10 protein-coding genes (1 of these 10 running past the window's edge) are annotated in these 12,876 nt (G+C 69.9%); 1 reads left to right on the top strand and 9 read right to left on the bottom strand.

Annotation, left to right across the window (positions count from 1 at the left end):
* Positions 1–12: 12 nt before the first annotated feature.
* Complete coding sequence (locus tag Sp245p_RS27585; protein ID WP_014242100.1) at positions 13–1,365, bottom strand: MdtA/MuxA family multidrug efflux RND transporter periplasmic adaptor subunit; 1,353 nt, start codon at positions 1,363–1,365, stop codon at positions 13–15.
* 296 nt (positions 1,366–1,661) lie between these two features.
* Complete coding sequence (locus Sp245p_RS27590; RefSeq protein WP_041813145.1) at positions 1,662–2,840, bottom strand: pyridoxal phosphate-dependent aminotransferase; 1,179 nt, start codon at positions 2,838–2,840, stop codon at positions 1,662–1,664.
* A gap of 296 nt (positions 2,841–3,136) precedes the next feature.
* Between Sp245p_RS27590 and scpC the strand changes: the two genes are divergently transcribed.
* Entirely contained in the window at positions 3,137–4,630 is a 1,494-nt protein-coding gene (gene scpC / locus Sp245p_RS27595; RefSeq protein ID WP_014242105.1) for a succinyl-CoA:acetate CoA-transferase ScpC, read from the top strand.
* Positions 4,631–4,702: 72 nt separating this feature from the next.
* On the opposite strand, the gene Sp245p_RS27600 is transcribed toward scpC, so the two are convergent.
* The 7 genes from Sp245p_RS27600 to Sp245p_RS27630 form a co-directional block, all read right to left on the bottom strand.
* Entirely contained in the window at positions 4,703–5,056 is a 354-nt protein-coding gene (locus Sp245p_RS27600) for a hypothetical protein (protein WP_014242106.1), read from the bottom strand.
* A gap of 116 nt (positions 5,057–5,172) precedes the next feature.
* Entirely contained in the window at positions 5,173–6,876 is a 1,704-nt protein-coding gene (locus tag Sp245p_RS27605) for a methyl-accepting chemotaxis protein (protein ID WP_014242107.1), read from the bottom strand.
* Positions 6,877–6,997: 121 nt separating this feature from the next.
* A complete protein-coding gene (locus Sp245p_RS27610) occupies positions 6,998–8,527 on the bottom strand; it encodes an AMP-binding protein (protein WP_014242108.1) in 1,530 nt (509 codons plus the stop codon).
* A 55-nt stretch (positions 8,528–8,582) separates the two neighbouring features.
* Positions 8,583–10,352 (bottom strand): ABC transporter permease subunit, encoded by a 1,770-nt coding sequence (locus tag Sp245p_RS27615; protein WP_014242109.1) that lies wholly within the window; start codon positions 10,350–10,352, stop codon positions 8,583–8,585.
* The gene (locus tag Sp245p_RS27620; protein WP_014242110.1) at positions 10,349–11,452 is read right to left on the bottom strand and encodes an ABC transporter ATP-binding protein; all 1,104 of its coding nucleotides are present in this window, start codon (positions 11,450–11,452) and stop codon (positions 10,349–10,351) included. The genes Sp245p_RS27615 and Sp245p_RS27620 overlap by 4 nt, the downstream gene beginning before the upstream one ends.
* Positions 11,453–11,482: 30 nt before the next feature.
* Entirely contained in the window at positions 11,483–12,556 is a 1,074-nt protein-coding gene (locus tag Sp245p_RS27625; RefSeq protein WP_014242111.1) for a polyamine ABC transporter substrate-binding protein, read from the bottom strand.
* A 111-nt stretch (positions 12,557–12,667) separates the two neighbouring features.
* Positions 12,668–12,876, bottom strand: partial view of an enoyl-CoA hydratase/isomerase family protein gene (locus Sp245p_RS27630; RefSeq protein ID WP_014242112.1) — the 3' portion only. Its footprint extends 562 nt past the window's final position; only the last 209 of its 771 coding nucleotides appear in the window; its start codon lies off the right edge, out of view; it ends in the stop codon at positions 12,668–12,670.

A 12,876-nucleotide genomic window follows, 5' to 3' on the forward strand; every position in this document is an offset into this window, starting at 1 on the left:
GGCAGGCGCGCGTTACGACGCGTTGCGCTGGGGCCGGCGCTGCGGGCGCGGCCCCTCGCTGGACGGGGCGGGAGTCGCCGGCTGGGCCGAGCCGTCGGTCGCCGCGACCTTGGCGCCCTCGCGCAGCCGGTCGGCGCCCTGGATCACCACCGTCTCGCCGGGTCGCACGCCCTGGGTGATGACGGTCTTCACCCCGTCACTGGCGCCCAGCGTCACCGGACGGACCGAGGCCGTGCTGTCGGCGCCATTCACCACATAGACATAGGTGCCGGGTGCCCCACGCTGCACCGCCGCCACCGGGACCATCGGCACGCCGGCCAGCGTGTCCACCAGAAGCTGGACGTTGACGAACTGGTTGGGGAACAGCGACTGGTCGGTGTTGTCGAACTGGGCGCGCAGCTTGACCGTGCCGGTGGTCACGTCGATCTGGTTGTCCACCGTCGTCAGCGTGCCGGTCGCCAGCACGCGGTCGCGCGTCCGGTCGTAGGCGGTCACCGGCAGGTGCGCCCCGTCGCGCAGGCGGGCCATGATCGCCGGGATGTTGTCCTCCGGCAGGGTGAACAGGACGGAGATCGGCTGCACCTGGGTGATGACGACGATGCCGCCGGCCTCGCCCGCGGTGACGTAGTTGCCGGGATCGACCAGCCGCAGCCCGGCGCGGCCGGACACGGGCGCGGTGATGCGGGTGTAGGACAGGTTCAGCTTGGCGTTCTCCACCGCCACCTGATCGGCCTTCACCGTGCCCTCATACTGCTGGACCAGTGATTCCTGGGTGTCGCGCTGCTGCTTGGCGATGGAGTCCTGCTTGACCAGGAGACGGTAGCGCTCCAGGTCCAGCCGGGCGTTCTTCAGCAGCGCCTGATCGCGCAGCAGCTGGGCCTCCGCCTGCTCGACGGCGAGCTGAAAGGGCCGCGGGTCCACCTCCGCCAGGAAGTCGCCCTTCTGCACGGCCTGCCCCTCGGTGAAGGCGACCTGGGTGAGCTGGCCGCCGACCTGCGGGCGCACCGTGACGGTGGCGAGCGAGGAGACGGTGCCGAGCCCATTCAGCCGGATCGGCATGTCGCCCTTCTCCACCGTGGCGGTCACCACCGGCGAGGCGGTCGGCATGCCGGGCCGGAACCCGCCGGGGCCGCCACGGGCCGCCATCTCCGGCGCCGGGCGGAAGGCGAACCACCACACCCCGCCGCCGATCAGCGACAGCACGACCAGCCACGCCAGCACCCGGCCCAGGATCGAGCGGCGCTTGGGCGCGTCGGTCCGCTGGGCGTCGGGAGCCGTCCGGTCCCGGCGGGCCTCCGGCGCGGCCGTGGCGTGGCTGTCCGGCCCGGGCGCGGGCGGCGGTTTCAGGGGCGTGTCCAAATCCATCGGGTCCTTCATCGCCTGCGGGCGTCGTCCTGAACGTCGCGTCGGGAGGGTGGCCGGCGGCCCGGCCCCGATCCCGGCGGGACGCTATCACGGCGTCGCGCGCAGAATATGTCCAGAAGGGATTAGATTTGTAACGCTCGGTAACAGCGTCGAGGGGGCGTTTGAAGTCCCCTCTCCCCTCCGGGGAGAGGGTCAGGGTGAGGGGGGTGCGCTTTTGCCGGACGTGCCGGAAACGCGCAACCCCCTCACCGGCCCTGCGGGCCACCCTCTCCCCAGAGGGGAGAGGGCTATGTTACTCAGCCGCCAGACGCCAACCCCGTTACGAAGGCGGCGATGCGGCGGCAGGCCTCCGCAAGTTCCGCCTCGCTGACCGCGAAGGACAGGCGGACGCAGCCCGCCGCCGCCGGGCCGAAGGCGCCGGCGTCGAGGACCGACACGCCGGTCTCGCGGAACAGCCGCCACGCGAACTCCATGGTCGGCAGGCCGGTGCCGCGGACGTCCACCAGCATGAACATGCCGGCCTCCGGCTTCAGGCAGCGCAGGCCGGGAACGGAGCCGAGCGCCTCCAGCGCGATGTCGCGGCGGCGGCGGTAGCCCTCGCGCATCGCCGCCACCGCCTCGTCGCCCTGCTCGACGGCGACCAGCGCCGCCTGCTGCACGAAGCCCGGCAGGCCGTAGAGCATGCACAGCGCCAGCGTGCCCATATGGGCGACCAGCGGCGCCGGGGCGACCACCCAGCCGGCGCGCCAGCCGGTCATGGCGTGCGACTTGGACAGGCTGTTGATGGTCACCGTGCGCTCCGCCATGCCGGGAAGGGTGGCGATGCCGATGTGGGGGCGGTCGAAGGTCAGGCTGGCGTAGACCTCGTCGGCGACGACCCACAAATCGTGGCGGCGGGCGAGGTCGGCGACGGCCTCCAGTTCCTCTGCCGACATGACGATGCCGGTGGGGTTGGCGGGGGTCGCCAGGAATATGGCGCGGGTGCGCGGGGTCACCGCGGCGGCCAGCGCCGCCGGGTCCAGCCGGAGCGTGGCGGCGTCCGGGGCCACCGGGACCAGCGTGGCGCCCGACGCGCGGACACAGGCCTCGTAGGTCAGGTACATCGGCTCCGGCACCAGCACCTCGTCCCCCGCTTCGACGAGGCAGAGGGTGGCGTTGAACAGGCCGTTCTGCGCCCCGGCGCAGACGATGACGTTCTCCGGCTCCACCGGCAGGCCGGTGCGGCGGGCCACGTCGCGGGCCAGCGCGGCGCGCAGCTCCGGACGGCCGGGAATCGGGGTGTAGTGGGTGTCGCCGGCGTGAAGGGCGGCGATGGCGGCGTCGCGCACCGGGGCGGGCGTGTCGAAATCCGGGTCGCCGACGCTCAGCACGATCACGTCCTCGCCGCGCCCCTTGGCGGTCCAGGCGGCGAAATGGATGTCCCAGGCCGCGACGCGGTCGCCGCGGATGCGGTCGGTGAGGGAAGAGAAACGCATCGGCGGAGGCTCCCTGGCAGGCTTTCCCGTTGGCCGGACACGGGTCACGGCGCAAGCCCATCCATATGCCCCAGGGCAATGCCGGGGCACAACCGGGCGTTTGAGAAGCGACGGCGCAAGGCGGCCATTCATGCCCATTAGGACACCCTGATATGACTGACCGGCAATTGCAGCGCTGCGAAAGCGGGGCCTATGACGGACCTCAACGATAAAACGAGTGAATCGTCCGCCGAACAGTTGCCAAAGACAACAAACGTCCGAGGCAGCAAACGCCCGAGAACGTGCAAAGGATAACCATGTACCGCGATCGTATTCGCCTGAAGTCCCTGTGGGGTAAGGTGGTGACGCCGGAAGAGGCGGCCCTGCTGATCCGTGACGGCATGACCATCGGCATGAGCGGCTTCACCCGCGCCGGTGACGCCAAGGCGGTGCCGTTGGCGCTGGCCGAACGCGCCGCGACGGAGCGGCTGAAAGTCACGCTGATGACCGGCGCCTCGCTCGGCAACGACGTGGACCGCATCCTGACGGAGGCCGGAGTGCTGGCCCGCCGCCTGCCGTTCCAGGCCGACCCGGTGCTGCGCAAGGCGATCAACCGCGGCGAGGTGATGTTCGTCGACCAGCACCTGTCGGAAACGGTGGAGCTTCTGCGCTCCCGCCAGATGGGGCCGGTCGACGTGGCGGTGATCGAGGCCTGCGCGATCACCGAGACGGGCGGGATCGTCCCCACCACCTCCATCGGCAACTCCGCGACCTTCGCCATCCTGGCGGAGAAGATCATCGTCGAGCTGAACTTGACCCAGCCGCTCGACCTGGAGGGAATGCACGACGTCTACATCCCGACGCGCCGCCCCTTCCGCGAGCCGATCCCGGTGGTGACGGCGGAGAGCCGCGCCGGCCTGCCCTGCATCCCCATCGATCCGTCGAAGATCGCGGCCATCGTGGTGACCCGCAAGCAGGACAGCAGCGCCACCATCCTGCCACCGGACGGCGAGACCCGGGACATCGCCGGCCACCTGATCGAGTTCCTCGACCGCGAGGTGCGGCAGGGCCGGCTGGGTCGCTCGCTGAATCCGCTCCAGGCCGGCATCGGGACCATCGCCAACGCCGTGCTGCACGGCATGATCGACAGCCCGTTCCACGACCTGACCATGTACAGCGAGGTCCTGCAGGACAGCACCTTCGACCTGTTCGACGCCGGCAAGCTGACCTTCGCCTCGGGCTCCTCGATCACTCTGAGCGCCGGGAAATACGCCGAGGTTCTGCCGAAGATCGGCAGCTACAAGGGCCGGCTGCTGCTGCGCCCGCAGGAAATCTCCAACCACCCGGAGGTCATTCGGCGGCTGGGCGTGATCGGCATCAACACGGCGCTGGAGTGCGACATCTACGGCAACGTGAACTCGACCCACGTCAACGGCACGCAGATGATGAACGGCATCGGCGGCTCCGGCGACTTCGCCCGCAACGCCCACCTCGCCATCTTCGTCACCAAGTCGCTGGCGAAGGACGGCCGGATATCAAGCGTCGTGCCGATGGTCACCCACACCGACCACAACGAGCATGACGTGGATGTCCTGGTGACCGAGACCGGTCTGGCCGATCTGCGCGGCCTCGCCCCGCGCGAGCGGGCGGAGACGATCATCCGCAACTGCGTCCACCCCAGCTACCGCGAGCTGGCGCTGGATTATCACCGCCGGGCGCTGCAGCGCGGCGGCCACACGCCGCATCTGCTGGAGGAGGCCTTCTCCTGGCACCTGCGCTACCAGCAGACGGGCAGCATGCAGCCGGCCTGAGGTCCCGAAGCCCTCCCCTGCGCAGCGGGGGAGGGTTGGGTGGGGGGCCGTCGCAAGAGCCGTTTCGCCGGATCAGGGGCAGACGGCCTCGACGATCCGGCACACGTCCCCGGCGGTCCGCGGGGTGAAGCGGGCGAGCAGCCCGCCGCGCAGTTCGGGCACGATCAGCGACACCGGCTGTTCGGCGGGTACCGTCAGGTCATGGTCGAGGTCGCAGACGCTGACGTAATCCAGCCCGGTCATGGCGACCAGGAGCGATTGCCGCCCCCGCTCGTCGACGGCGTGGGCGATGGCCCGCCCGTTGGCGGCGGCGTAGGCGGCGGCCTGATCCCGGGTGTAGCGGGACACCGGCAGCACCCGCAGCGACGGGTGGCTGCGCAGGACCGTGGCGATGAGGGCGTTGAGGCCGCTGGACAGGCTCGGCATGGTTTCCAAAGGCTTCCGACTGTGGAGCGCCATGCTACCACGAATTCGGCCGTTGGGGGCGCCACCCCCGCGTGATGCGAAAATGGTCACGCGGGGGTCACGCTCGTGCAAAGGTGTCAGCCGGCGCGGACCCGTGCGATGAAGCCGTGGATCTCGTCGCGCAGCAGGTCGGAGTCGCGGGACAGGCTGTTCGCGGCGTCCAGCACCTCCGCGGCGGCCTCGCGCACGTCGGTGGCCGACTGGCTGACGCCACCGATGTTGCCCGAGACCAGCCGGGTGCCCTGGGCGGCCTGCTGGATGTTGCGGCCGATCTCGTGCGTGGCGGCGGTCTGCTCCTCCACGGCGGCGGCGATGGCCCCGGCGATGGCGTCCACGTCGGCGATGGTCCGGGCGATGTTGCGGATGGCCGTCACGGTGCCTTCGGTGATCGCCTGGATTTCGGTGATCTGGCTGGCGATCTCCTCGGTCGCCTGGGAGGTCTGGGTGGCCAGCGCCTTGACCTCGCCCGCCACGACGGCGAAGCCCTTGCCGGCCTCGCCGGCGCGCGCCGCCTCGATGGTGGCGTTCAGCGCCAGCAGGTTGGTCTGGCTGGCGATGTTCTGGATCAGGTTGACGACGTCGCCGATCTTCTGGGCGGCGCTGGCCAGCCGCTCGACCAACGCGTTGGTCCGTTCCCCTTCGGCCACGGCATCGCGGGCGACCGTCGCCGCACCGTTGACCTGACGGCCGATCTCCCCGATGGAGCTTCCCAGCTGCTCCGACGCCGCGGCGACCGTCGCGACGTTTGCCGACGCCTGCTCCGTCGCGGCGGCGACCGAGGAGGCCTGTTCCGTCGTCGTCTCGGCGGCACCGGTCATCGTCTGCGCGTTGCTCTGAAGCTGGCGGGCGGCCTGCGAGACGGCCTGGACCACGCCCTGCACGTTGGCGTCGAACTGGTCGGCCAAGGCCAGCATGGCGGACCGGCGATCGGCCTCCATCTGGCGCTTCTGCGCGTCGCTCTCCTCCTGGAGGCGGCGCATGTCCAGGCCGTTGCTCTTGAAGACCTGGAGCGCGCGGGCGAGCAGGCCGACCTCGTCCGTGCGTTCGGTGCCCTGGATGGCCACGGTCAGGTCGCCGGCGGCGATGGAGGTCATCTCCGACGTCAGGCGGTGCAGCGGACGCACCACGAAGAACAGCAGGATGGACCCGAGCAGGCCGAAGGCGAACAGCAGGCCGGCGCCCGCGACCGTGTAGAGCCGCGTCATGACCTGCTGGGAGAGCGCGGTGGCGCGCCGCTCGGCCTCCCGCGTCTCGGCCATGCTCTGCTCCACCCGCTCGCCCAGCGCCGCGGTCAGCTTTTGCCGGACCGGGCGGCCGACGTCGATGGACACGCGGATGGCGCCGTCGGTGTCGAAGCCGCGGGCCAGCTGCACGGTGGTCTGGGCGACGCGCTCATACTCCCCGACGATCGACTTGATGGCCTGGATGCTCTCGCGTTCCGCCGGGTCGTCGTAGGCCTCGGCCAGCGTGTCGATGGCGGACAGGGCCTTGGCGATGTTGGCCGTGAGCTGCGCGTTGGCGGCGTCGATGGCTTCGCGGGACGAGGCGACGATGGCGTTCGCCTCGGTGTCCATGGCGTCGCCGAGCGCCGACTGCACGGCGATGGTCGCGCCGAGCCGGTCGGCGACCAGCTCGGTGATGCGGGCGGTGGAGCTTGTCAGATCGGAGATCGCGCTCCGGGCGGTCCAGACGAGGCTGGCGATGACGATCAGCAGGACGAGAACCGGAACGAGAATCTTGTGCAATAATTTGCGGTTCGAAAACCAGCGGTGCAGCGGCATGTCCAGGGCTTTCCAGTAAATCGGGCTCGATCGGGGGGACGGCGCGGGCGGCGCCAGGAGCCGGGTCCATAAAAAATTCCCCCGCAGCCTTGCGGCATGCGGGGGGAGGTGAGACGTGCCGTCAGCCGGCCAGCCGGTCCCAGCAGCCGTCTAAGGCGGGGGACAGCTTGTGCTTCATGATGCGCTGGCTGGGGGTGCGCTCGAACTCCTCGACCACCGCGATGTAGCGCGGATTCTGATAGGGAGCGAGCTGTTTTCCAAGCCAGCCGGACAGCGACGGGATGTCCAGCGTCGCCCCGGCCTTCGGCTTCACGAACAGCTTGATGTCCTGCTCGCCCACGTCGGCGGCGACCCCGATGATGGCGCAGTCCTCGACGGAGGGGTGAGTGGCCGCGACATGCTCGACCTCCCAGGCCGAGACGTTTTCGCCCTTGCAGCGCACGCTGTCGGTCATCCGGCCGTGGAACAGCAGCGTCCCGCCCTCATCAAACGAACCGAGGTCGCCGGTGTGCAGAGCGCCGTCCTTGAGCGCGCGGGCCGTCGCCTCCGGGTTGCGGAAGTAACCGGCGAAGATGGCGCCGGGGCGATCGGTGCGGACGACGATCTCGCCCCGCTCGCCCTTCGACACCGGCGTGCCGGCGGCGTCCAGCAGCTCCACCGTGAACCAGGGCATCGGGCGGCCGACCGCGCCGACCACGCCTTCGTCGTTGCAGGTGGTGATGCTCGACGCCTCGGTCATGCCGTAGCATTCGCGGATCTGCACGCCGAACCGCTCCTCGAAGGGCGTCCAGGTCTCCTTGGGACAGCCGCCGCCCCAGGCGATGCGCACGGGGTGATCATGGTCGCGCGGGGAGACCGGCTGCTTCAGCAGGATTTGCAGGATGCCGCCCAGATAATGGATGTGGGTCGCCCCATACTCCCGCACCTGGTCCCAGAAGCGGCTGGCGCTGAAGCGGTCGACCATGGCAAGCGACACGCTGCGGATCAGCGGCATGACGATCATCTGGGCGCCGCCGATGTGGTACAGCGGCTCCCACACGAACAGGACGTTGCCGTCGCGGGCGGCGGAGACGCGGGCCACCGCCTCGCCGGCCAGCCGCATCATGCGGTGCGACACCAGCACGCCCTTGGGACGCCCGGTGGTGCCGGAGGTGTACATGATGGCGAAGGTGTCGTCGGGGGCGGGCGGCGCCTCCTCGAAGGCGGCGTCGGACTCCAGCAGGGACTCCAGCCGCAGCGTCGCCGCCGGGTCGCCCTGGACGATCAGCGGCGTGCCGGCGGGCACCGCACCCGTCTCGGCGATCACCGGCAGGAACTCGGCCTCGGCGATGATGGCGCCGGGCTCCGAATGCTCCAGGATGTAGCGCAGCCCCTCGCCGCGCTGCTGGGCGTTGATCGGCACCCAGACCAGCCCCGCCTTGGCGAGGCCGAACAGGGTGGAGAGCACCAGCGGGCTGTTGCGCAGCATGAGCGCCACGCGGTCGCCGGGCTTCAGCCCCAGCCGCCGCAGCTCCGCCGCCACGCCGTCGGACTGGCGGTCGAGCGTGGCGAAGCTCAGCGCCTCGCCGTTGAAGCGGGCGAACAGGCGGGCGCGTCCGGTCCGGGCCGCCTGCGTGAACAGGCGGACGAACCCTTCTTCGAAATCGGACATGATGCGTATCTCGAATGCGTTTGGTCGGTTGGTTACGGCCGAAAGGGGTTGCGGATCACCGCGCCGGACGGCGCAGCCATTCCGCCATCAGCAGCAGGGCCATCACGATCGCGAAGACCACGACAGACACGGCAGCCAGCGTCGGGTTCAACTGGAGGATCATGTCGTCCCACATCTGCTTCGGAAGCGTGGTCTTGACGCCGCCGCTGACGAAGATCGCCACCGTCAGTTCGTCGAAGGAGGTGATGAAGGCGAACAGGAACGCCGCCACCAGACCGCCGCGGATCAGAGGGACGGTGACCAGCATCAGCGTCTTGAAGCGGTTCGCTCCCAGCGTCGCCGCCGCTTGGTCCAGCCGCCAGTCGTGCCCCTTGACCACCGCGGAGATGGCGACGAAGGCGAAGGGCAGGGCCAGCACCGTGTGGCCGATGATCAGGCCGAGGTCGGTGGCGACCAGACCGATCTGGGCGAACAGGTAGAACAGCCCGACCGCGATGACGATGCGCGGCACGATCATCGGCGCCAGGAAGAAGGCGAAGATTGCCCCCCGCCAGCGCGAGGAGGAACGGGCGAGCGCCAGCGCGGCCAGACCGGCGACCAGCGTCGCCAGGATCGCCGTGGCGAAGGCCACCGCGAAGGAGCGGATCGTCGCCGACACCCAGAGGTCGGAGTTGAAGTAGACGCGGAACCACTCCAGCCCGTAGCCCGGCGGCGGGAAATCGAGGAAGGGGGAGGTGGTGAAGGCGATGGGGACGACGACCAGCGCCGGGGCGACCAGGAAGACGATCACCGCCGCGGAATAGAGCGGCAGCAGCCGGTCCATCATCTTCGGCCCCAGCGCCCGCCCGAGCGGGGCGCCCAGCGCCGTCGACGCCTTGGCGAGCGCCGACAGGATTTTCATCCCGGCGCTGCGCAGGTGGCCCTGACCGGCTCCGGTCCGCCCGGAACTCTCTCCCGACAGCGACGAGAGGCCGAACAGCCGGTCGTAGACCCAGCAGGTGACCAGTGCTGCGACCAGCATGAAGGTGGCCAGCGCACCGGCGAAGGCCCAGTTCAGCATCTCCTGGATCTGGGTGATGATGAGCTGCGCCAGCATGGTCTGCTGCGGTCCGCCGAGCAGCGCCGGCACGATGAAGAAGCCCAGCGAGGAGATGAAGGTCAGCAGCCCGGCCGCCGCCACGCCGGGCAGCGACAGCTGGAAATAGACCAGCCAGAAGGCGTTGGCCGGCGGCGCGCCCAGTGTTTCCGCCGCCTGGACCAGCCGGCGGTCGATGGTGGTCATCACCGGCAGCATGGTCAGCACGGCCAGCGGCAGCATGGCGTGGACCATGCCGGCCATCACGCCGAATTCGTTGTGAAGCAGCGGCAGGGGGGACATCCCCGTGCCGGAGAGAATCTGGTTGATGACGCCGGCGCGCCCCAGGATGACCATCCAGGCGAAGGTCTTGACCAGATAGCTGGTCCAGAAGGGCACCATCACCGCCAGGATCGCCAGCCCGCGCTGGCGCTCCGGCAGCTGCGCCAGCCAGTAGGCCAGCGGATAGCCGAACAGGAGCGACAGCAGGGCAGTCAGCCCGGCGATGCGGAAGGTGCTCATCAGGACGCGGAAATAGACGTCCGTGGCGACGATGCGGGCGTAATGGTCGCCGGTCCAGGCCGAGGTCTCCAGGTCCTGGACGCTGAGGCCGAGCAACCGCAGCACCGGGAACAGGAAGAAGATGGCCAGGAAGGCGAGGCCGGGGGCGGCCAGCCACAGCGGGCCGAAGCGCAGCCGCCGCCGCGCCGCGGCGAAGGCGCCGTCATGATTCAGGGTGGCGGCGCTCATGACACCAGCACCCCGGCGTCGGCGCGCCAGCGCACCGCGACCACCTCGCCCAGCCGCGGCGGGGCGGTGCCGCGGCGCAGGCGGACGGTGATCGTCTCCTCGCCGCCCAGCGACACCAGCACCCGGGTCTCGGACCCGGCATAGACGGTGTCCACGACCTCGCCCCGCACCTCGTTGTCGCCGTCGCCGTCGATGTCGAGCTGCTCGGGACGGACGACCAGCGCGCCGTCCGGACGGTCCGGCGTGTCGGCGGACAGGCGGAAGCTGCCGTTGCCGGTGACCAGCATGGGCGCCCCGCTGCCGTCGCGCCGGACTTGGCCGCGGAAGATGTTCGACACGCCGATGAAGTCCGCTGCAAACGCGGTTTTCGGGCGGGCATAGATGTCGTGCGGGGTGCCGAGCTGCTCGATCCGGGCGTGGTTCATCAGGCAGATGCGGTCGGACATGGCCAGGGCTTCCTCCTGGTCATGGGTGACGTAGATGATCGTCGCGCCCGTCTCGCGGTGCAGGCGCTTGATCTCGTACTGCATGTGCTCGCGCAGCTTCTTGTCGAGCGCCCCCAGCGGCTCGTCCATCAAAATGACCGAGGGCTGGTAGACGAAGCAGCGTGCCAGGGCGACGCGCTGCTGCTGCCCGCCGGACAGCTCCTTGGGGAAGCGCCCGGCGAGATGGCCCAGATGGACCATCTCCAGAGCCTCCTTCACGCGCCGCGTCAGGTCCGCCGGGGCGACGCCGCGCATGCGCAGGGGAAAGCCGATGTTCTCCGCCACCGTCAGGTGGGGGAACAGAGCGTAATGCTGGAAGACGAGGCCGATGTCCCGCTTGTGCACGGGCGTCCGGGTCTCGTCCTGCCCATCGATCAGGATGCGCCCGCCGCTCGGCTCCACCAGCCCGCAGATCATCTGCAAAAGCGTGGTCTTGCCGGACCCCGACGGGCCGAGCAGCGTCAGGAACTCGCCCGCCGGGACTTCCAGGCGGGTGGGCTCCAGCGCCGTGATGGCGCCGTACCGTTTGGTCAGGCCGTCGACCAGCAGCTTCGGCGTGGCGGCGGCTCCGGCCTGGACCGGCGCTGTCCGCGCCTGTGCGAGCGGTGAGAGCATGGCGGCGGGTCTCCTTTCCGACAGGCGGGCTTAGCCGAGGATCCAGGCGTTGAAGCGCTCGTTCATCTTCGACCGGTTGGCGCCCCACCAATCTTCCTTGGCGATGGTCATCACCTTCAGATTGTCTTCGAAGGTCGGCAGCGCCGAGGCGCGCTCCTTCGGGATGCTCTTGTAGGCGTCGAGGTTGGTCGGGCCGTAGGCCAGCACCTCGGTGAAGACGGCCTGACGGGACGGATCGGCGCAGAATTTGATGAACTGGCGGGCGGCGTCGGCGCGCGGGTTGCCGCGCGGGATGCCCCAGCCCTCGATCGAGTAGAGCCCCTGGTTCCAGCTGATCTTCACCGGGGCGCCGCCGTCGATCACCGCCTGGGCGCGGGCGTTCCACAGAGCGATCATGTCGACTTCGCCGCTCTGGATGAGCTGGCTGGACTGGGCGCCGCCGGTCCACCACACGGCGACGTGCGGCTTGATGCGGTCGAGCGCCTTGAAGGCGCGGTCGACGTCGAGCGGGTAGAGCTGGTCGAGCGGCACACCGTCGGCGAGCAGCGCCTGCTCCAGCGTGTCGATCGGGTTCTTGCGCAGCGAGCGGCGGCCCGGGAACTTCTCGACGTTCCAGAAATCGGCCCAGCTCTGCGGGGCGTTGGAGGCGAATTTGTCGGCGCGGTAGCCGAGGATGGTCGAATAGACGTCGGTGCCCATCCAATGGCTGGTCAGCGAGTCCGGCATCAGGCCGGGCGCGTCCGCGGTGGTGAAGTTCAGCGGCTCCAGCAGGTTCTGCTTCATCAGGATGTCGCGCGCCGACAGGGTCAGCGTGCAGACGTCCCAGGTGTAGGACTTGGTCTCGACGATGGCCTTGAACTGGGCGGTCGGCTCCGCCTCGCGGGCGACGTTGACGACCTTGATACCGGTGGCCTTCTCGAACGGGTCGTAGAAGGCCTTGCGGAAGGCCGGGCTGTAGGGGCCGCCCGGGTCGGCGACGGTGATCTGCGTGGCGGCGAAAGCCGGACGCAGCAGCCCGGCGGGCAGGGTGGCGCCCAGCGCGACGCCGGCGGCTCCCTTCATCAGGCTGCGGCGGCCCATGGAGAAGCCGGAGGTCTTGCTCATGTGAAACTCCCTGTTCTGTGCGGCCGGGGCGTCTCTGTTGCCCCGGTGGATGAGCGCCGCCGTGGCGGCGCGGGTGGGCGGATCGTTGCGCCCTTGGACCAAGTGTCTGCGTTACGTGCGCTTTGCGGCGCGCTTGGCGAGGAACTCCTCCATCATCCGGGCCGGTTCGCCGGACGCGTAGGCCTCGCGCTGGATGCGCACGCCGGCGGCCAGCGCGTCGCGGAAGCCGGCCTCGGTCATCTCACGGAACCGCTGCTTGTCCAGACGCATGGCGACCGGCGGCTTGGCGGCCAGTTCCTCGGCCAGAGCCAGCGATTCGG

The organism is Azospirillum baldaniorum (assembly GCF_003119195.2).
Classification (GTDB): domain Bacteria; phylum Pseudomonadota; class Alphaproteobacteria; order Azospirillales; family Azospirillaceae; genus Azospirillum; species Azospirillum baldaniorum.